General features: G+C 67.1%; 21 protein-coding genes. 7 read left to right on the forward strand and 14 right to left on the reverse strand.

Features of this window, described 5'->3' with window-relative positions; translation table 11 throughout:
- Positions 1-663 precede the first annotated feature (663 nt).
- The 12 genes from LVB77_RS19835 to LVB77_RS19890 all read right to left on the reverse strand — a co-directional run bounded on the left by LVB77_RS19835 (position 664) and on the right by LVB77_RS19890 (position 10,296).
- Positions 664-1,605, reverse strand: coding sequence for a hypothetical protein (locus LVB77_RS19835; RefSeq protein ID WP_232907918.1), 942 nt, complete (start codon positions 1,603-1,605; stop codon positions 664-666).
- A 260-nt stretch (positions 1,606-1,865) separates the two neighbouring features.
- On the reverse strand, positions 1,866-4,106 hold the full coding sequence (locus LVB77_RS19840; RefSeq protein ID WP_232907919.1) for a S8 family peptidase: 2,241 nt from the start codon (positions 4,104-4,106) through the stop codon (positions 1,866-1,868).
- A 572-nt stretch (positions 4,107-4,678) separates the two neighbouring features.
- Positions 4,679-4,930, reverse strand: coding sequence for a hypothetical protein (locus LVB77_RS19845; RefSeq protein ID WP_232907920.1), 252 nt, complete (start codon positions 4,928-4,930; stop codon positions 4,679-4,681).
- 16 nt (positions 4,931-4,946) lie between these two features.
- The gene (locus LVB77_RS19850) at positions 4,947-5,264 is read right to left on the reverse strand and encodes a hypothetical protein (RefSeq protein ID WP_232907921.1); all 318 of its coding nucleotides are present in this window, start codon (positions 5,262-5,264) and stop codon (positions 4,947-4,949) included.
- 40 nt (positions 5,265-5,304) lie between these two features.
- Positions 5,305-6,348 (reverse strand): peptidoglycan recognition family protein, encoded by a 1,044-nt coding sequence (locus tag LVB77_RS19855; RefSeq protein WP_232907922.1) that lies wholly within the window; start codon positions 6,346-6,348, stop codon positions 5,305-5,307.
- A 208-nt stretch (positions 6,349-6,556) separates the two neighbouring features.
- Positions 6,557-7,057: a DinB family protein gene (locus LVB77_RS19860; protein WP_232907923.1), complete on the reverse strand. Its 501-nt coding sequence runs from the start codon at positions 7,055-7,057 to the stop codon at positions 6,557-6,559.
- A 262-nt stretch (positions 7,058-7,319) separates the two neighbouring features.
- Positions 7,320-7,625, reverse strand: coding sequence for a cupin domain-containing protein (locus tag LVB77_RS19865; RefSeq protein ID WP_232907924.1), 306 nt, complete (start codon positions 7,623-7,625; stop codon positions 7,320-7,322).
- A 77-nt stretch (positions 7,626-7,702) separates the two neighbouring features.
- Positions 7,703-8,104, reverse strand: coding sequence for an NAD(+)--rifampin ADP-ribosyltransferase (gene arr, locus LVB77_RS19870; RefSeq protein WP_232907925.1), 402 nt, complete (start codon positions 8,102-8,104; stop codon positions 7,703-7,705).
- Positions 8,105-8,253: 149 nt separating this feature from the next.
- A complete protein-coding gene (locus LVB77_RS19875) occupies positions 8,254-8,643 on the reverse strand; it encodes a VOC family protein (protein ID WP_232907926.1) in 390 nt (129 codons plus the stop codon).
- A 9-nt stretch (positions 8,644-8,652) separates the two neighbouring features.
- On the reverse strand, positions 8,653-8,922 hold the full coding sequence (locus tag LVB77_RS19880) for a hypothetical protein (RefSeq protein WP_232907927.1): 270 nt from the start codon (positions 8,920-8,922) through the stop codon (positions 8,653-8,655).
- A gap of 253 nt (positions 8,923-9,175) precedes the next feature.
- Positions 9,176-9,652, reverse strand: coding sequence for a hypothetical protein (locus LVB77_RS19885; RefSeq protein ID WP_232907928.1), 477 nt, complete (start codon positions 9,650-9,652; stop codon positions 9,176-9,178).
- 155 nt (positions 9,653-9,807) lie between these two features.
- On the reverse strand, positions 9,808-10,296 hold the full coding sequence (locus LVB77_RS19890) for a lipocalin-like domain-containing protein (RefSeq protein WP_232907929.1): 489 nt from the start codon (positions 10,294-10,296) through the stop codon (positions 9,808-9,810).
- Between LVB77_RS19890 and LVB77_RS19895 the strand changes: the two genes are divergently transcribed.
- The gene (locus LVB77_RS19895; protein ID WP_232907930.1) at positions 10,275-11,243 is read left to right on the forward strand and encodes a LysR family transcriptional regulator; all 969 of its coding nucleotides are present in this window, start codon (positions 10,275-10,277) and stop codon (positions 11,241-11,243) included. The two genes, LVB77_RS19890 and LVB77_RS19895, sit on opposite strands and share 22 nt — an antisense overlap.
- 98 nt (positions 11,244-11,341) lie before the next feature.
- Here LVB77_RS19895 and LVB77_RS19900 read toward each other — a convergent pair whose 3' ends face one another.
- Both LVB77_RS19900 and LVB77_RS19905 read right to left on the reverse strand, forming a co-directional pair.
- Positions 11,342-12,043, reverse strand: a complete 702-nt coding sequence (locus tag LVB77_RS19900) for a LytTR family DNA-binding domain-containing protein (protein ID WP_232907931.1) — start codon at positions 12,041-12,043, stop codon at positions 11,342-11,344.
- Positions 12,031-13,740 carry a sensor histidine kinase gene (locus tag LVB77_RS19905; RefSeq protein WP_232907932.1) on the reverse strand — a complete coding sequence of 570 codons (1,710 nt, stop codon included), beginning with the start codon at positions 13,738-13,740 and terminating at the stop codon, positions 12,031-12,033. Before LVB77_RS19905 ends, LVB77_RS19900 begins: the two co-directional genes overlap by 13 nt.
- 40 nt (positions 13,741-13,780) lie before the next feature.
- On the opposite strand from LVB77_RS19905, the gene LVB77_RS19910 reads away from it, so the two are divergent.
- The 6 genes from LVB77_RS19910 (at position 13,781) to LVB77_RS19935 (ending at position 20,059) form a co-directional block, all read left to right on the forward strand.
- Entirely contained in the window at positions 13,781-15,418 is a 1,638-nt protein-coding gene (locus tag LVB77_RS19910) for an alpha/beta fold hydrolase (RefSeq protein WP_232907933.1), read from the forward strand.
- 202 nt (positions 15,419-15,620) lie between these two features.
- Complete coding sequence (locus LVB77_RS19915; protein ID WP_232907934.1) at positions 15,621-16,703, forward strand: hypothetical protein; 1,083 nt, start codon at positions 15,621-15,623, stop codon at positions 16,701-16,703.
- A 184-nt stretch (positions 16,704-16,887) separates the two neighbouring features.
- On the forward strand, positions 16,888-17,109 hold the full coding sequence (locus LVB77_RS19920; protein WP_232907935.1) for a hypothetical protein: 222 nt from the start codon (positions 16,888-16,890) through the stop codon (positions 17,107-17,109).
- Between the two features lie 201 nt (positions 17,110-17,310).
- The gene (locus tag LVB77_RS19925; protein ID WP_232907936.1) at positions 17,311-18,465 is read left to right on the forward strand and encodes an SPFH domain-containing protein; all 1,155 of its coding nucleotides are present in this window, start codon (positions 17,311-17,313) and stop codon (positions 18,463-18,465) included.
- Positions 18,466-18,485: 20 nt separating this feature from the next.
- Positions 18,486-19,802, forward strand: a complete 1,317-nt coding sequence (locus LVB77_RS19930) for a TFIIB-type zinc ribbon-containing protein (RefSeq protein ID WP_232907937.1) — start codon at positions 18,486-18,488, stop codon at positions 19,800-19,802.
- The gene (locus tag LVB77_RS19935) at positions 19,799-20,059 is read left to right on the forward strand and encodes a hypothetical protein (RefSeq protein WP_232907938.1); all 261 of its coding nucleotides are present in this window, start codon (positions 19,799-19,801) and stop codon (positions 20,057-20,059) included. Before LVB77_RS19930 ends, LVB77_RS19935 begins: the two co-directional genes overlap by 4 nt.
- Positions 20,060-20,135 lie beyond the last annotated feature (76 nt).

The raw sequence follows: 20,135 nt of genomic DNA on the forward strand, positions 1-20,135 counted from the left end.
AACACGCTTCTGGAGCCCTACTTAGACATTGGGGTGGCGAAGCATTGTATTGGGCTCACACACATAGCCCGAAAACTAGCTCAGTTCTTCGTAGCATTGGGCGGCCTGCATTGGTTGAAGCTGAGGTACCAGTGGCATTCCTGCCATCACCAGCCAAGCTTGTGGACTTCATAGCACGATCCGATTTGATATCTGCCGGACTACTAGAAGATTGTGATAACAATTTTGAACACTACTCAACACAGAACTTGCCCCCCAATCTCATCAAGAAAATGCTATTTCATCCAGAACAAGAGTTCGTCAATCGTGTTGGGTGTGAGAGTTGGGCCGAGCCACTTTCATAGAAGCGCTAAAAGATCGTTCTATATAGATGCAGCATGTTCCTGCTGAATGACTAACGGCCTAGCACTTCAACGTGCGGATCGGTGCGCAGCCCGGCCAGTAAATAGAGTCAGGTTATTCCTCTGTTCGTGTTGACCATCACCCTAGAAGCGCCACGACTATCAGCTCCAACTTCGAAGTCCCGCGTTACTTGATGGGCCCATGACTAGGCGCCGCAGTCGGCTGCCGCGGAAACTGCTTGGCGGGGGACTTTCGCTCATCAGTCGCTGCCGCCCTGCGTCTGACCAGCAACATAGTTAGCGCTTGCCTTGAAGCACCCAGCTACATACTAGGCCCATGCCCAGGCGCCTGAGCTTTCCGCTGCTCCTTGATATCCCCTCCCATCCCCACCATGGTCAGCTCCGACCCCAGATTGGTGCCGACCGTCTGCGCGGTCATCACGATCTGTTTGGCCGGGCAGTTGCGCAGCGTGTCGCGGATGGCCTCGACCTGTTGACTGGGCAGGGTTTTGAACGTCGATAGATCAAAGCCCTCCGGCACACCCGGCGGCAGGTTTGGGGCCACGAAGCCCTGTTTCATCGCGTTGACGAAGGCGTGCTGGTAGCGCGCGGTTTCGTTCAACGGGACTTGGTTGCTGAAGCCGACGGTGCCGTACAGGTGCAGCATGTTCCTGGTGAAGAACTGATTGCCCAGCGCTTGGGCCTGTTCGTCGGTGCGCGGGCCCGCGGTCCAGTGGCCTTGTGTGGCCGCTGAGAAATCCTGGTTTTGCCTCAGCAGCATGTCCCGGTGCTGACGGGACAGGCCCGCGATCTTGCCCACGTCCATCTCGGCCAGGCTGATGAAGCTGCGTGGGTCGTCCAGCGCTTGCAGTACGCCGGTGCGCTCGGCGGGTTCGAGCGCGCCGAACTGTTTGCTGGCCCGCAGCAGGCCGGAGCGTTCTTGGTCGGGCAGGTCCATCAGGTGCTGCAGCGTCATGCCGCGCACGTTGATGTAGTCCTCCGGTTGCTTGAACGCGGCCACCAGATCCTGGCGATCGTTCTGATTCAGTTTCATCAGCTTTTGCTGACCGGCGTCATCGAGCGCGAAGCGCGGGTTAGCGGGATCGAGCGGCACGGCGGCGTCCGCGGCGGCGGGCGGGGGCACCGGCGGAACGGCGGCGTGATGCGGCTGCGCTTGTTGCGGTGCTTGCGGCGCGGGCTGTTGGGCCGGCGGCGGGTTCGGCGGCGGATCGTCGCGGAAGATATCCAGGAATCGCTTGAACATCCCACTTCCTCCCTGAAGGGGTGGATCGGCGTTTCATGCGTACTGCGCCTGCCGGTGGACCCTGCTTGCCCCGGCTCCATTCGCGGCGGGCCGGGCCATCATACGCCCGGTTTTGGAGCGAGGTCAGGCGGGCGTTTTCCCTCAGTTTTCAGGCCCCATACGAATACGCCCGGACACCGCCTCTCGACGATGCCCGGGCGCCCCCGCCTGCGCGGAGTTACCTCATCCAGCGCGACTAGCGCCGGGATACCGCACAGCGCTCACTTCGACAGCCGCCGATAAACCGGATCGGCCAGCGGATCGGTCGCGATGCGCTTGGCCTCGCGGCCATACTCCAACGCGCCGCTGGTGCTGGCCAGGAACTCGCTGTCCCGCGGCGGTACGTACACGGCGATCACGCTCAGACCCTTAATGGACTCGGCCGACACGGTCCAGTCGGCGCGGCCGGTCTTGTCCAGCTTGGCCGGTTCGGCGATGTCCTTGCCGTCGGCCATCAGGCGCACCGCGCCCACCGGGGTTTCCTGGCCGCGCGCCAGACGCGCGACGGTGGCGGTCAGGATCACGCCGTCGCCCTTGCCGTTGGCGCCCAGCGAGGTCTTGGTGCCGCCGCGCTGCACGCTCTGACTCTCTTGCGCGCTCTTGGCGAAGATCTCGTCGCCGGTGGTGCCGACGTCGAACTCGCAGTCGCCACGGATCTTGCGGTCCTGCAGCGGTTCGCAAACGCGACGCGCCAGCTCGACGTTCTCGGGCTTCATCGGCGGGATCTTGTCTTCCGGGAAGGGATCCTTGCGGTAGTTGCCGGTCGAGTCTTCCTTGGCATAGTCGAACAGCGTGGTCTTGTCGGTCACGCGCCAGGAATCGACGAAGCCCGGGCGGGTCCATTCGCCCTGCGTCAGCACGCCCATGATGCCTTCGGTGGCGGGCGTGTGGTACGCACGCACGTTGATGTACCACTGGCTCTGGTTGGGCCACCAGTTCGAGGTCGCGATCAGCGTGGTGCCGTCGGGGAAGTCGATCTGGATGCCGTTGCTGCCGTACTTGCTGACGCGGCCGCCCACGCCCAGGCCGATGCCGCCGGGACCGGGGCTGACCAGGGTGCCGTTGACGCGCAGTTGCAGGCCGCTGGGGTCCGGCACGCCGCTGAGGTTGGGCACCCAGGTGACGCGGTAGCTGCCCACGCGCGCGGCGATGGCGGTGTTGACGCTGACCCACGGCGCACTGGGCACCACGGTCTGCCGCGTCTGCACTTCCATGCCCATGCCGCCCATCAAGGCGACGAACTCGCCGCCGGGCTGGAAGTCGTAATACAGGCCGTTGACGGTGGTGATGTGTGGGTCGCCATCATTGAAGCCGTCGTTGAGCGAACCGTAGTGCAGCTGCTCGTTCGGCGAACCCGCGCCGCGATTGATCACGCCGGGCCAACCCGGCGTGGCCGCCGTGTTGTTGGCGTTATGCAGCGCCGCCCAGACCGCCGCCGGCGTCGATGCCGGATGGATCTGCAGATAGCGTGCGGCCACGCCGGCCACGTGCGGGGCCGCCATCGACGTGCCCGACATCACCGCCGTCGCAGCGTCGTTGGCGATGCCGGCCGACAGCGTGTTCACGCCCGGTGCGAACAGATCGACACAGGTGCCCCAGTTGGAGAAGCCGGCACGGGTGTCGTTGGTCGGGGTGATCGCGCCCACGGTGATCGCCGACGGCGCGCGCGCCGGGGAGATGTTGCAGGCGTCGCCGTTGTTGTTGCCGGCCGCGACCGAGTAGGTCACGCCGGAGGCGACCGAGTTGGCGATCGCCGTGTCCAGGGTAGGACTGGGCGAGAAACCCGAACTCAGGTTGGCGACCGCGGGCAGCACGCGGTTGGCCGTGACCCAGTCCACCGCCGCGATCACCGGCGCCAGGTAGGTGTTGGCGCAGTCGCCCGCGCGCACCGGATGCAGCAGGGCCTGCTTGGCGATGCCGAAGGTGGTGCCTCCGATGGTGCCGGCGACGTGGGTGCCGTGACCGTGGCAGTCGTTGGTGCCGGCGGCCAGGTTCATGGTATTGGTGCCGCCCGACACGCGCCCGACCATTTCGTTGTGGGTCGGCCGGATGCCGGTGTCGATGACGTACACGTGCACGTTGTTGCCGGTTTCGCTGTACGTGTAGCGCGAGTCCAGCGGCAACAGACGTTCGCTGGTGCGATCCAGGCCCGCCGGCGGGTTGAGCTGGATGACGTTGAGATCGCCGACCTGGTCGACCTCGATGTAGGCGACCTCCGGGTTTTGGCGCAGGCTGCGCACCGCGTTGTCCGGCAGCGTCGCGCTGAAGCCGCGCAAGGCGGCGGTGTAGGTGTGGCCGATCTTGCCGCCCAGCGCGCGCACGCGGTCCTGCGAGGTCTGCACCGACTTGACGGCGATGCCTTGCTTGAAGACCACGATGTACTGACCGGGAATGCGCTTGGGCGCGTGCTCGTTGATCAACGGCGCCATCGTCTGGGCCTGGCTGACGCCCAAGGGCAGCAACGCGGCTACCAGCCCCGTTGCGAGCCAGGTGGCGATACGCTGGCCGCGCCGCCTTGGTGAGGCTCCTATGCACCCTACTTCGATACTCGTCCTGCTCTCCATGATGCTGTTCTCCATGATGGTTCGGGTTTGCCTGGGCACAGGCGTTCCATCGTCGTTGCGCGACGATTCGGCATAGGGACGGCAAGGCTTCGCCCTGACGGGCTTGAAGCCCGCTGCGCATGCATGACTGGGGGTTATTGGTCCGTGGACCCGATACGTACTGCGGACGACATCGCCGGAACGGCGATGGCACTACGACTGGCGCGGTCGCTTTGCGCGGATAGCCTCCATGGCTTGCTGCACTGTCCCTGTGCAACTAACCAACGCGGAAGCGGCGGCGTGCCGGACAACGCGACGCGTGACGCGGCTGCGGCCCATGAAAAACGTTTACTACGCGTAGCGTCGTGTGACGAAGCACACATTACTGTCGTCTCGCCTTGTTTCGCGACGGCCAAAGACGCCTTGAAATGCCGTGCGCGGCATAAGCGCATCGTCAGGTTAGACACGTTGGAACGCGGAGGGATCAGTCGCTAGCGGTCGCGATTCACCAGATCGCGCACGTACGCGTCCAGCGTGATCGTTCCGCGCAGCGGATCGTTCGCTACGTCGAACCCGCTGTCCACCGCGGCCGCGGTCATACGCGCGTAGGCCTTGTTCCAGCTCCAGTCGCCGGGCTGGGCGCCGCCGGTCGATTCGTCCACCACCTTCTCCAGGCCCGAGCCTTCCAGCGCTTCGAGTATCCCGGCCGCGGCTTGGCGTTCGACGACGTCGGTGCGTGCCACGGCGTTGCCGGCGCCGCTATTGAGCCGCCGGATCGGGCATCAGGATCACCAGCGGTTCGCATTGCGCCTGCGAACAGCCGAACGAGCGCGTCTCCTCGCCGTCGATCCAGGCGCTGGTGCCGGCTGCATTGATCTCGAACGCCCATTCCCGCCCGCTCTCGCGCAGACGTCCCTTGATCGAGCACGGCAACCAGTCGAAATCGTGCCGCTCGCCCTCGCGCAGCGGCTTGCTGAGACGGAAGAACGACTCGGCCTGCGCCTGGTCCAGCACCCACGCCTTGCACATGGTCGCTTCGCTGGCCGTGTGGCGCGCGCCGGCGGCCGGTTGGTACACCGGCGCCGATACGTCAAGAACAGTCAGGTCGGCCCGTGCGCTATCGGCTGGGGCCCGAGGGTGCGGCTGGCAGGCCAGGAGCAGTGGGAGTGGGAGCAGGAACAGCCGGCGCGGCAGGCGTATACAGGCCCGCGCCCTCGCCCGCGGTTTTGCGCGAGATGACATCGTGTTGGTACACATCATGGTCGTTCAATCCGAAATTCTGCTGCAGGGAGCCCACCAGCCGCTGGATAGACGCGGTCTGCGCCGCCGTCGGCGGATCCCAGGTGCGCGTGCGCTCGTTGTAATCGCCCACCACCTCGATGCCGACGCTGTCGCCATTGGTGGGATAGCGCTCGGGATAGGGGCGCGTGGATTCGATGCCGTGCACCGCCTGCACCGCGCTCCTGCGCCACTCCGCGACACCGCCACGGGCGGCGGTGATCTCGCGCTGGTCCTCGGGCGTGATCGTGCCCTCGACCTCGCCGCGCGAACGGATCGGACCGATATGCCAGGCCTGACGATCCACGCTCACCGTTTGGTGGATGGTGCCGTCCTTGTCGATCAGGAAATGCGCGCCCGTTCCCGCCGCGCCGGTGCGCCAACCGTTCAACGTGCTCGCGGCGGTGGTGGAATCGGTGCGGTGCAGGACGATGCCGTTCACTTGGGCCATGACGCCGTGCTCGATCTGCGCCACCGGGGTGCGCGTGATGCCGGCATCGGTCAGATAGCCGTCGCGGCCGATGGTGGTTTCGCGGCCGAACGGCGCCAGCGATTCCTGCGCGGGGCGTGAGGTGGCGTCCACCGAAGCGCTGAAGCGCATCGCCGCCGGATCGGGATTGTGCGTGTGGTAGCCCGCCCTGGGCAGGGCGAATACCGACGGCTGCGGCGCGGCCGGATCGCCGGCCACGATCTGGCCGATATCGCGCGCCAGCATATGCGGCTGTTCGCTGCGGATGTCCGCGTACAGCGCCGCGGCCAGGTTGGCGTTCTGCTCGGGCGTCCAGCGCCGCAGATCCTGCACGCCGGTCAGCACGCGCTGGTACATCTCGTGATCGGGGTGCAGCGGGTCGCTGGGCAGGCGAACTTCGGGCGGCTGGGTCATCGCGATCCTCCTTGAATCGATGCGACCAGGATCGGGCCGATCGCAACTCGCCGGCCCGCATCCGTTCGGTGATCGCCCTCGGCCGGGAGCCGATGACGCTCGCCGGATTCATACCAGCACGGCGCCGAACGCGTTGTCAATTCGAGCGAATGAATGCGCTGCGTTGCGGCACGCCTGGTGTGCCGCGGTGACGCGACGGTGACGGCGGTCAGTCGCCGCGACGTTCTGGCTCGCTCAGATGCAGGAACTTGGTGTACAGGTCGCGCGGCGGCGCGATGCCGATCGCGTCCAGGCGCTCGCCCACGTTACCGCGGTGGTAGCCGCCGTGGGTCACCACGTGCAGCAACATTTCCTCGCGCGACATGCGGCCGCGATCGCCGTCGGTGAACTGGAAATCCAGCACTTCGGCCGCCGACGACTCGTTCAGCCCGAACACGTAATCCAGATACCACGCATCCGATGCCTGCACGTCGGCCTGCAACTGCTGCAGACTTGGCGTGTCCTGGGTGTTGGTCGCGTCGAACGGTCGCGGCGCGCCGCTGAGATGGGCGCGGAAGATGCAGTCGGCGACGTAGACGTGGTTGAGCGTGCGGATGCAGGCATGCACGCGGTCGGCATGCGTCGCCGGCACCGAGGCCAGCAGTGCGAACAACTCGGCATTGGCCCAGGCCTTGTAGCCGAACAGAGATTGCAGCGTGGCGATGCTCATGGTCGGTCTGCGTGCGGGGCCGGGACCGATTTTAAGCCGCAAAGCCCGTCACGGACACTGCTCCGCTGACCGCAGCGCGATGGAGCCGTCGAAAGCGCCTGCGCCGCGCGTGTCCGCGCCGTACGTGGCCGCCGCTTCCGCTCAAGTAGCGAAGAAGATCGTCCACACCGCTGCGATAGCGCGTACCGGACCCGCGCAGCGCAGCTGCAGCATCGGCTAACGTCGACGGCTCCACGGCGGAAACACAACGCAGTTCCCAGCATCAGTGCAGATGAATCGCCAGCCACAGCGCGCCCTCCGACACGCGTCGCACACTATGCGGCGTGCCGGCCGGCAGGAACACGTAGTCGCCGCTGCGCAGTTCGACCGATGCGCCGCCGACGTCCAACGTGGCCTCGCCTTGGATCATCGCGACCCATTCGTCCTGGGTTTGCACGTACTCGCAGGGCGCGATCCTGGCGGAGCTGACGATGCGCTCCACGACCAGGTTCCGGTGGCCAAGCAAGGTCTCGAAGCGCTCGCCATCGGCGGGTGGGTCGGCGTCGGCGTAGAGATTTCCGGTGCGCATGCGGCGGCCTCTGCGGTAGGGGACCGGCGCCCGAATCGGCGCCGGCTTGTGGGGGATTCTGAACAATAGCGTCATGCTTATTCCTCGATCGCTTCCACACCTCGCCGCTTGAGCTCGTCGAGGTGATCGTGCATCTGCTTGAGTTGCTCCGGCGTATGCCCCGTCCACTGCGCGACCTCGCCGACGACGCGGAACGGATCGCGCGAGCGGTACGACTTGGTGGGGTTGCCCGGAAAGCGCTTGTCGGTGAGGTTGGGATCGTCCTCGATGGGCCCGGTGGGTTCGACGATGTAGATGCGGCCGGGCCCCTCGCCCACCGCCAGCTCGGCGCCCCAGATGGCGGCTTCGAGCGTGGCGGCCAGATAGACGAAGGCGGCCTGCTTCCTGCGGCCGTAGTTGGAGGAATAGCCCGGCGCGATCAGATCGCCCGCGCGCAGGTCGGCCTTGGTGCCGTGGTAGTAGATGGGTGCATCCGTCATCGCGTCGCTCCGATGTCCTGCCGTTTCGACAGGCTGGCGATGCTGCGCCACGGGCCGGGCCTTGCCGCAAGCCCCCATGCGTTGTATAAATTGGTTGTGGGAGGCGCATGGCGCCTCCCATTTCGTTTTCTGAATGCGGCGCGCGGCGCTTAGGCCGCCGTTAAAGCGCTGACCATGACGTAGTAGCCATCGGGATCGCGCAGCGCGAATTCCTGCGTGCCGGTGTTGGGGTTCACGTTCGGCTCTTCTTCCAGTTGCGGCACCAGCGCGCGCGCCCTCCGCAAGGCCGCATCGAAATCGTCGACACGAAAGAACAGCAGCAGCCCATTGCCCGGCTGCGCGCGTTCGGGACTGGTCAGCGTCGGGTGTTCGTGCGATCCCCATCGATGCAGGCAGATCAACACCGTCCCGTCCTCATCGAGGATCTGCCCGAAGTACTCGTGCGCGGGCGCCGTCGCGGCCTGGCCGAACAGCGACTGATACCAGCCGTAGCTGCGCGCGACGTCGGCCACGCCGATGATGGTCCAGGTGCGTTTCATTGCCGCCTCCTAGCGTTTGCACGCCTCCTGCTCCAGATAGTCGGCCACCGACCGCGCTTTGACCGGCGTCATGTCGGGCTCGGCGTTCGAGCGCGTCATCGCGATCAGCGTATCGCCGGTGCCCAGATATTTGACGGTGTGGTTGAGGCAGTCGTAGAAGCGCTTCGAATAACGGGCGCCGTTGGCGGCCACGCGCTTGCTGACGACGGTACGACCGGGCCACTTGCCGCCTACTTCCAGAATGAAGTGTTGGGCCTGGGTATCGGTGGGAACGATCAACAGCCACTCGGACGCGCAAGCGGCCGTCGAGGACAGGAGCAGAGCTGCAGCAAGAGCGAGACGTCGCATTGAAGCCTCCGGTGTGCGCTGACGCGTGAGACCACGGCTGAGCGGACAGCTGTCGCGCGCACGATTGTAGGCCTGCGCGCGGCCGGCCTCTGCCGCGCCGCAGCAATCTCCGTCATGGGCGCGCAGCTAGCCGTCCGCAACCTCCGGCAGGCATCGGCGCCAGCCGTACCCGCCTGGACGGCACTCAATCCTTCGCGAACACATCCCGCGCATTGGCATTGACCGGCTTGCCTCTGCGCGAGCGATCCTCCAGATCGGCCACCGTCACGGGCTTCAGATCGCACTGCGCCATCGCCTCCGACGAGAGACGGATCGCAGCCCCCCGCAGCCTTATGAACACCGGCTTCCGGCTTTTCTTGCCGTGAAAGGTGAAGTACACGCCCTGGTGCCAGCGCAGCACGACGGCGTTGGCGCCCCTATCGCCGGCGGCCCGCGCGAGCTTGGCCATGGCGCGGCCGTACTCGACGGTGGGCACGTTCGGATCCTGGGTAATCTCGCTGACGCGCTCGCCTACGGTGATGTCCACCGAGCCTAGTTTGTCGTGCTCGCATCCCGGCGATTCCCAGATCACGGGTACGATGCCCTGGCTGGCACCTGCGATGACGAGCTTCAGCGTGGTTACTTCGCCCGCATGCAGTGGCGCGATCGGCACCAGCGCCATCCACAGCAATCCCCATGACCACACCCGCATGCCCCACCCCACCCCTTCGAAAGGTGCCCCGGGCGATCCGCATTGACTGCAACCGCCGCTTCCACAGTCAGCATGCCAGCCTTTTCCGGCGGCGGATACGCCGATCCGCAGATCGGCCGGCGACCTCATTCGACCCGGCGCCACACGGAGATCGGGACGCTGCCGTCCGCCCGCGGCGGCACCTCGTAGCGCAGCGTAGCGCCGTCCCATTGGTACTGGCGCCGTTGTGTCGTGCCTTCCCAATTGGGGAAGGACGAGCCTTCGATCGCGAACGTCAGCACCTTCGCGCGTTCGTCCATGGTCACGGTGCCGTAGTGGGTGCTGCTGCCCATGACCGCGGACTTGAACTCGTCGGCGCTGCCGTCGGCCTTGCTGCCGCGGGCGAAAGACAGGCGTTCGGATTTGAAGATCTGCAGCGAGTAACGCCCCCGCGCATCGATGACCAGCCGGCCTTTCGGGTGCTCGCCGTAGTCCCGCGCCGTCTTGCCGCCCGGCAGGCGCTGGTCGGCGGCGACCAAGGTCCAGGTGCCTTGCAGGGGGAACACGGGCGCCGGCGCATCGCGAGCGGCCAATCCCGCCAGCATGCCGATCAGTGCGCCGGTCAACTTGTTCATCGCGGTGGTCCTTATGGGTCGGGTCGGAACCTCATGCTAGGCCGCTTGATGGATACGAAAAACTGATCTACAAGGATATCTGCCATTTCAAAATCGAATCTCTGCGCATGAAGGCGATGGACGTGGATGCGGTCAGGGCGTTCCTGCTGGCGGCCGATTTGCACAGCTTCACCCGCGCTGCCGACGTGCTGGGCACCACGCAATCGGCGGTGAGCCTCAAGCTGCAGCGGCTGGAAACGCAACTCGGCCGCCGCTTGCTGGAGCGCACGCCGCGGCACGTCCGCCTGTCGGCCGAGGGGCTGGCGTTTCTCGGCGTGGCGCGCGAACTGGTGTCGTCCCACGACCGAGCGGCCACCGCCTTCGAAACCGAGCAGCGGCGGTTGGCGATCGGCATCAATCAGCAGCTGGTCGGCAGCGACCTTCCGCTGCTGCTGCGGCGCGTGCGCGACCATGACCCGAGCCTGTTGGTGGAGATGCGTATCGCCGGTACCGGCGAGCTGATGCGTGAGCTTGAGGACGGCACGCTCGATGCCGCGCTGGTGCTGCGCCCCGAGGACCGCGGCAAACGCGGCAGGGCCGTCGGGATCGAGACCTTTTCCTGGTTCGCCGCGGCCGGCTGGGAACCGCAGACCGGCCAGCCGTTGCCGCTGGCGACGCAGGGCGAATCCTGCCGCGTCCGTGCCGATGCGGTGCGCGCGCTGGATCGCGCGGGCATCGAGTGGCGCGAGGTCTTCGTCGGCAAGGGCGCCGCGATCCTGGGCGCCGCCGCGCTCGCCGGCCTGGCGGTGGCGGTGCTGGCGCGACGCGCGGCGCCAGCGGGCACGGTGGACGTCGGTGGCCTGCTGGCGCTGCCGCCGATGCGCTCGCAGGACGTGATGCTCTACAGCAATCTGAGCGACCGCCGCACGCGCGAGGCTTTGCGCGTGCTCACGTTGGCGTTTCAGTAGCGCAGCCGGATCGCGGCGACCGTCGGCTATGTCCGCTGCAGGCATGGGACAGCGACGGGCCTTGGTCTCAGACCAGGCGATGCGGCCCGATCATGAGCTCACTCAAGCGCGAGCGCGCGCCGCAGCGCCGCGACATAGGAGCGACCCACGGGCAGCTCCGCGCCGTCGCTCAATCCCAACCAGTAGCGACTGCCCGAACCGGCATGCAGGGTACGCACATGGCGCAGGTTGACCAGGTAGGAGCGGTGGCAGCGCACGAAATCGGGCGGCAGCACGCCGCTTAGGGCGGCAAGGGATTTGTCGTGCAGTTCGCTGCGCCCGTCGCGCATGCGCAGCTCGCTGTAGTCGCCGTCCGCGCGGATCCACACCACATCGGCCAGCTCGACCAGCGCCGTGCCCTGTGCCCGCCATATGCCGAGGTAGCGGGCACGGCCCGCGCAGTAGCGGCCGACGTCGAGCAGGCGTTCGAGCGCCTGCCCCAGGCGCTCGCGCGAGAACGGTTTGGGAACGAAATCCAGCACGCCGTACTCGAACGCCTGCAGCGCACGTTCGCGATGGGCCGAAACCACCACGCAGTGGTAGCGTCCGGATACCGCGCGCCGCAGCAGCTCGAAGCCGTCTTCGCCTTCCAGGTTGAGATCCAGCAACAGGCCGTCGTAGACGTTGCGCTGGAGCCGGTCGCCGGCCGACTCCAGGTCCGCCACCGCATCGAAACGCGCACGCGCACCGGCCAGCTCCGCGCTCAGGCGCAGCAGACGCTGGCGCACCAGCGGTTCGTCCTCGACGATCAGGATACGCATGTGAACTCGATGCGACCGCACCAATCGGAATCATCGACGCCTTGGACAAAGCGCCAAGCGTCGGGATATGCGCTGGCCAGGCTGGCCTCGATGTAGCGCGTGCCGGTGCCGCGGCCACGGTGCGGCGCCGAACCGCGGGCGCTGCGCAGTTCCAGCACCCAGCGATCGCTCTCGCGGCGCACGCGCAGACGGAACGGATGCTGCGCACAGGCGCCTGCGCCGGCGTGGGTCAGCGCGTTCTCGACCTGGGCGTGCAGGATGCCGGGCGGCAGCGACAATCCGGTGTCCTGGGCATCGACCTCGAACGATATCGACTGATCCGATGCGAGGCCGACGATGTCCAGGTGATTGCGGCACAAGGCCAGTTCGTCCTCCAGCGGAACGCTTTGGCGGGTGCTGCTGTCGCGCAGGCGGTCGAACTGCTCGGCCAGCGACTCGACCAGACGGCTTGCGCGAGGCGGCGCTTGCTCGATCAACTCCTGCAGGCAGGTCAAGGTGTTCATCAGCCAGTGCGGATGGATGCCCCGCTGCAGCAGCTGTAGCGAAAGCTGGGCGCGCTCTTCGCGCAGCCTCGCGTTGTGGCTGTCCAGGGCGCGCAGCTGCGCCGCGTGGCGCAATAGCAGGAAGCCCATCAGCACGGCCAGCATCAGGAAGTACGGGCCATCGAGGAAGGCATTGCGCGCGAACGCCATCGCCAACGCGCCGGCAAGCACCAGCGCCAGGATCGGCCCGCGTTCTTCCGGCGCGCCACGCACGCGCCACAACAAGCCCGCCGAGGCGAGCAGGCTCAGCAGCAGCACCGCCGCGGAACGCGCATCGAAGCTGGGCACGAACACCACGGCCGCGGCGACTGCCGCCAGATAGGCGATGCGCACGCCGAGACGCACGGCGACGTCGAAATGGCGCGCGAGGTAGGCCGGCAGCAGCAATGCCGCCGCCGCGTGCAGGGCCAACAGAACCAGCAGGCGCGGGCCATGCCATGGATAGGCATACCCCAGCAGCGGGCGCCAGCCCTCGACCACCGGCAACGCCAATCCGACGGCGCACAGCGCGAGCAGGAGACGGGCGCCCGGTATGCGCGGGCGGCGCCACTGGACCGCCAGAAAATAAAGATAGGCGGCGGCGAGCGCGCCCGTGGCGAAAGCCGCAATCAGCCACGGCCGCATGGCTTGGCGGTAAAGCAGCTCGGCGGGAGCCACCACGGCGAAGGCGTCCGCGCTACGCAGCTGCCAGCCCTGGTGTTGGCTGGACGCGAGCACCATCAATTCGTCCGCCGCACCGGACGTGGATGGCGGCAGCACGCGGACGATGTCGATGCGGCCGGGACGCTCCTGCGCGGCGTCGCGGCCCACCGTGCCGTTCCCGGCCAACGGCTGCCCGTTCCAGTAGAGCCGGCTGGCTCCGCGCAGCGAGAAGCGCAATGCGCGGTCGGCGTCGTTACGCGCCTTGGGTGCGTCGGCCCGCCAGCGCAGCCAGTAAGGTTCGCGCCACCCCGCCAGAACCTGCTGGTCGAGTGGGCGCCAATCCGCGTCGGCCGGCGGCTGCTTCGGCAGGTCGCCGGACGCCGAGAGCTTCGCGGGCGCCATTTCTCCGGTCAGCACCCGCACCGTCGCCATGTCGGGCGCCGAAACGAGCAGCCACGCGGCGACGGCGGCGAGCAATACGGCCAGTACGGCAAAGGTGCGCGGGTTCTGCATGCATCCATCTTATCGGCTGCATGGAGACGCTGGACGGTCCGTGGGAGCTGTTCGGCGGACGCGCGCAAATCGGACGGCGTATCGAAGGAGATGCTGGCATCCGCGGCGACGGCCGCCTGACCTTTTCGAGAGAAGCGCAGGCCTCGTCCACGTCCCGATCCTCTGCCCACCGGAGTCCGCCATGTCCAGAAAATCGCTTCTCGTCCTCGGCCAGCGTCGTCCATTCTTCCATCGCGCCGGAAGGCTCGCAGCGATGTGCATCGCGCTGGCCTGTGCGGCACCGGCGCTGGCCGGCGGCGCGCGCACACCGCTGGTGTTCTCGCCTTATGCCATGGAAACCAAGGGCAATGGCACCATCGCGGCCGAGGAAGCCTTTCTGGAGGTTCCGCGCCGGCACAGCGAGCCCGACGGGCCGCGCATCCGCCTGCGGGTAGTTCGCCTGCCCGCTACCGGCGGCAACGGCCGTATCGCACCCGTGGTCTATCTGGCCGGCGGGCCGGGCGGCTCCGGTTTCGGGACGGCACTCGGGCCGCGCTGGCCGGTGTTCGACCGCATCCGCCGCGAGACCGACGTGCTGCTGCTCGATCAGCGCGGCACGGACTTTTCGGAAATGCCGCCGGAATGCTCGCAAGCGCACCGCTTCGACGACGCCCAGCCGTTGCAGCGCGACACCGCGCTGGTGGCGCTGCGCGCAACGGCCCTGGGATGCATCGCCGAATGGCGAAAGAGCGGCGTCGACCTGGCCGCCTATACCACGGCCGAAAGCGCCGACGACATCGAAGACCTGAGACGCGCGATGGGCCTGAAGCGCGTCAGCCTGTGGGGAATGAGCTACGGCACGCACCTGGCCTTGGCCACGGTCCGCCGACACGGCACGAGTCTGGAACGCGTGGTGCTGATGGGCAGCGAGGGGCCTGACGATACGATCAAGTTGCCGCTGGCCGCGGATCGCTTGTTGGCGGATCTGGCCGTAGTCGCCCGGAAGGACGGTTTCGACGATCTGCAGGGATCGGCCCGGCGCGTGTTGGAGGTGCTGCGTCGCCAACCCGGCCAAGGCGCCAGCCCCATGCACGACGGCAGAAAAGTCGTCATCGGCGAGTACGATGCGAAGCTCGCGATCGCTATTGCGCTCGGCCGGCGCGCTTCGCAGCGCATGCTGCCGCTGATGCTGCGTGAAGCCGAAAGCGGCGACTACAGCCTGCTGGCCGGCTTCGTGCTGATGGTGCGCGAGGAGCTGGGCCGGTTCCGCGCCATGCCGCTGGCGATGGATGTGGCCTCCGGCCAGAGTCCGCAGCGCCGCGCGCTGGTCGAAGCGCAGGCGCGCGAAAGCCTGTTCGGCGACGCATTGAACTTCCCCTTCCCCGAACTGGCCGACGGCCTGGGGCTGGTCGATCTGGGCGATGCATTCCGCGCGCCGCTGCGCAGCGAAGTGCCCGTGCTATTCGTCAGCGGCACGCTGGATGGGCGCACACCGCAGGCCAACGCGCAGGCCTTGCTGCCCGGCTTCAGCCAGGGCAAGCAGCTGCTGGTCCGCGGCGCCAGCCACGACAACGAGCTGTGGCTGGGCAATCCGCGCATCGCCGAGAACCTCGCCGATTTCCTTGCCGGCCGACCGGTCGCCGACGAATCGGTGGACGTGCCCTTGCCGGTGTTCGTCACCGACAAGTCCGAACTCTAAGGGTTCGACGTGCCGTCGGCGCAAGCCGGCGGCACGATTCGTCGCAAGGCGATTTCGCCCCGAGCCGACGCACGCAACTACCGGAACGGCGCACGGCGCACTGCTCCGCTCCATCGCACCACCACGGCGCACCTACCATGAGCGGCCTTAGCTCGACGGATCGCGTCGCGCCCGGTATCGCCATGCAGCCCGTGAGTACTCCATGCTGAAACGAACGCTCGCCCTCGCAGCCGTCGCGGCCGCGATTTCGTCGCCCGCTTACGCCGGAGAACGCTGGCTGGTCTACACCGGCGGCGAGAAGCCCAGCCGCCTGTTCGTGGTCGTCGACGAGACCTATCTGGACGCGGTGCCGTTCGCCGAGAAGACCTACAAGCTGGAGACCCTCACCCTCCTGGAGAACGCGAAGGCGCCGGACTGGGTGTCGTCCAACATGATCATCGACTGCGGCCGCAACACCTTGGAGGAGAAGCTCATCCAGGTCTCGCCGCGCGGCGGCAAGCTCACCACCGCGCCGGACCAGCCCGCGATGCCGCCCAAGAACGCCGTGGGCGAAGCGCTGATCGCCTTCGCTTGCGATATGGGCCCCAAGGACGCGGCCAAGCGCCTGGCCGCGCGCAAGGCCGATCAGCGCGAGCGCGGCTGGATGTACCTCGGCCCGCTGACCACCGGCGACGTCGGCGATCTGGTCTGGAACAGCGTGTGGACCGACGGCAAGCGGCCCGCCGGCACGCCGCGTTCGGCGGCGGAACTCGAACGCGAGATGGCCGACCTGGGCGCGCGTCGGCAAAAGGCGCTGGCCGAGGCCAATGCCCTGGCGGGACAGACCGTGCAGAACGAGAAGATCGAGGCCGAGCGCTACGCCAAGGCGCAGGCGCCCTTGCTGCGTCTGGACAAACGCCGCAAACGCGAAGCCGGCGCGGTGCGGCGCGGGCTGGAAGCGTGGATCGGACAACCAGAAGCGGAACTGCTGCGCGTTTGGGGTACGCCGACCCAATCCGAAGACCATAGCGATCGGCGCATCGTCGCGTACACCAAGCAGGTGGTGGATACGATCTATGCGCCCACCCAGGGCTGCCCGGCCGGACAAACCATGCAACCGGTGAACGGCATGGACAAGCCGCTGATGTGCGCACCGATGTCCGGCCCCGTTAGTTGGGAGCGCGTGTCGGTATGCACGGTGCGCTTCGAGTTCCGCGACGGCGCGATCGTCGACTACGTTACCCAGGGTGCGAAAACCCCGTACGAGCTGCCGCCCTGCAGCCGCGTGTTCGGCAAGACCGACTGAGCGACCTCACAGCGGCGATGCGCAAGACCGACGCAAGAAGAAGCGGCGCTTTCGCGCCGCTTCGGCAGGTCTGTGCTGCGCTTTTAGCGGCCGTCCCGGCCGGCATCGCCGGACCAGGCATGCGGCTGGCGCGCCTGAGTTCCCAGGCGATAGGCCGGCTGGCAATCCGAACAAACCGCCATGGGTGCGCGACGGACCGGTGTTTCTGCCGCCGGCCGATTGGCGGCCCTGGCTGCAGCACGCGCGTTGGTTGCCCGAGCGCAATCTAAGGGTAGGCAAGCAACCGCGGTTGGAGGCCTGCCGCGTCGGCACGGCGGTGCGCGACGCCGGACGCGACGACGGCATGCTGCCGGAGCCGGTGCACGGCGCAGACAGCCGTGCCGCCGCGGCCGGCGAAGAGGCGTAGCGGGCCGTCGGCGACGCCGCGAGGAAGGCCGTTAAATTGCGGCGTTCGCGTTTGAATTCAAGTACTTCGATAGCGCCCCGCCACGGCCAACCGCGGCGCGGTTTTTTCCACGGCGGCGCGCCTCCTGTCCGGCGCGCGGAAAGGTATAGTGCCGCCGAGCATGGCGGGTACGGTGCCCGGCCAACAATCGCGGGGAATGACATGGGTCTGGTGCAAGCGGTGGTGGGTTCGGTCGGCGGCGTACTGGCGGACCAGTGGAAGGACTTCTACACGGTGCCGGACGGCCTGCCGTCGACGGCGGCCCTGTTCGCCGCGGTGCCGCGCGGCACCAATGCCGGCCGCGGTTCCAACACCAGCGGCTCCAGCAACATCATCAGCAACGGCTCGAAGATCGTCGTGCCGGAGGGCTACGGCCTGCTGCTGTTCCAGGACGGCGCGATCACCGGCTTCGCCGCCGAGCCGGGCGGTTACGAATGGCGCTCGGACGACATCAACTCCCAGTCCATCTTCGCCGGCGACGGCCTGGTCAGCTCGCTGATCAAGCAAAGCTGGGAGCGTTTCAAGTTCGGCGGCCAGCCGTGTTCGCAGCAGGCGGCGTTCTTCGTCTCGCTGAAGGAACTGCCGGACAACCGTTTCGGCACGCAGTCGGAGATCTACTGGAACGACGGCTTCCTCAACACCCAGGTCGGTGCGCTGACGCGCGGCTCCTACACGCTGAAGATCGTCGATCCGATCCTGTTCGTGAAGAACTTCGTGCCGGCCACCTACCTGCGGCCCGGCCAGGTCTTCGACTTCACCGACGTCGACAACGCCGCCGCCAGCCAGCTGTTCAACGAAGTCGTCGGCTCGCTCGCGCCGGCCTTCAGCCTGTACACCAACGACGCCGACAAGGGCAACCGCATCACCAAGATCCAGCAGGACTCGCTCGGCTTCGCCAAGAGCCTGTCGGACGCGGTGGAATCGGCCTACCAGTGGAAGTCCGACCGCGGCCTGGCCATCGTCAAGACCGCCATCGTCTCCATCGAGTACGACGCCACCACGCGCGAACTGCTCAAGACCGTGCAGCGCGCCGATGCGCTGTCGGGCGCGCGCGGCAATTCCAATCTGCAGGCCAGCGTCGCGGCCGGCATCCAGTCGGCCGGCGAGAACGGCGGCGCGGCGGGCCTGATGGGCGTGGGCATGGCCACGGGCATGGTCGGCGCGGGCATCGGCAGCCTGCAGCAGCCGGTGGCGCCGGCCGCGCCCGCCGCCGACGATCCGATCGCCAAGCTGAAGAAGGCCAAGGAGATGCTCGATCTGGGTCTGATCACGCAGGCCGATTACGACGCGCTCAAGACCAAGACGCTGGGCCTGTAAGCCGGAGCCGCATAGCCACCATGTCGAACTCCACCCGTTCGTCGCCGCCGCCGCTGCCGCCGTACACCGGCCCGGGGTCGCCGCAGGACGTACCGCCGCTGCCCGGCAGCTCGCCGCTGGATCCGGCCACGCTGCCCGAACCGATCCGCGACGAGTTGCTGGCGCCCGATCCGGTCGCCATCGACACGTCCTCCGATGAGCTCAAGGACGGCCTCAACCGCTGTCCGAAGTGCGGCGCGTCCGACATCCGTCACAAGCCGGGCAGCGACCTGCTGATCTGCCTGTACTGCCGCAACGAGTGGCACGGCGCGCGGGTGGAAGAGGAGTTCGGGCTAGGCATAGGCCTGGACGAGCTCAGCGGCACCGTGATCGCCTCGGGCGCGCGCGACATCGCCGCCGATGCCGCCAGCCTGATGACCTTCAAGTGCACCGGCTGCGGCGCCGAGGTCACGGTCAACACCGACAACGCGATGACCGCGCGCTGTCACTGGTGCCGGCACGTGTTCGGCGTCAACGAGCAGGTGGACAACGGCGCGGTGCCCGATGCGGTATTGCCCTTCCACATCCGCAAGGACGACGCGGTCGCCCGCATCCGCCAGTTCGTGGACAAGCGCCGCTTCTTCGCGTTGAAGGCGTTCAAGGAACAGTTCACGCCCGAGAACGTGGTCGGCGTGTACCTGCCGTACATGATCGTCGACGGCAAGGCCAGCGCCGACATCGCCGGCAAGGGCGAGATCCAGACGCGCCGCTACACCAAGGGCAGCGGCGACGACAAGAAGACCTACTACGACGCGGACGTGTACCGCGTGGAACGGCACGTCGATTTCACCGTCGACGACCTGCCGCTGGAATCTTCCACCGAGCGCGGCAACCTGGACACGCGCGTCAACACCAACAACATCATCAACACCATCCTGCCGTTCGACACCAAGAACGCGGTGAAGTGGAACGCGTCCTACCTGTCGGGCTTCAGCTCCGAGAAACGCAACACCGACGTGCAGCACCTGATACCGCGCATGGAGGATCAACTGCTGTCGATCGCGCGCGCCCAGGTCGAGGACTCGGTGGAGCGCTACGGCCGCGGCGTGCGCTGGGAGCAGGAACGGCTGGACGTGCACGGCACACGCTGGGTGTCGATGTATCTGCCGGTATGGCTGTACTCCTACCACCAGCCGGGCAGCAACGGCGGCATGCTGCACTACATCGCGGTGAACGGCCGCACCGGCGAGACCATGGGCAGCGTCCCGGTGCAACAGTGGAAGCTGCTGCTGACCGCCATCACCGTCGGTACCTTCCTCGAAGGCATCGCACTCTGGATCGTGGGGACTTCTTCGTGAGCGACGACAGCGGACTGTGGCTGCTCCTACTGGGCCCGGCCGGCGCCACCGGCCTGTATTGGGGCCTGTACCGGTATTACCGCAACACCGACAAGTCGCACGCGTTCGAGCGCGAAACGGTCGTGGACGCCAAGCCGGTCACCGGCTCGGACCAGAAGATCGGCCAGATCACGGGCACGCGGGAGACGGAAATCGACGGCAACAACGTGCAGTCGTACCGCAAGCGGGTGAAGCGCCTCGAGAGCGATACCGGTTGAAATCGTTCCGCGCAGGGTCTGCGCAGAACGCAGACTCTGCGGCACTTCCCTGTCGACTCCGACGCGGCGAGCCGCG

This window comes from Lysobacter sp. 5GHs7-4 (assembly GCF_021284765.1).
GTDB lineage: Bacteria > Pseudomonadota > Gammaproteobacteria > Xanthomonadales > Xanthomonadaceae > Lysobacter.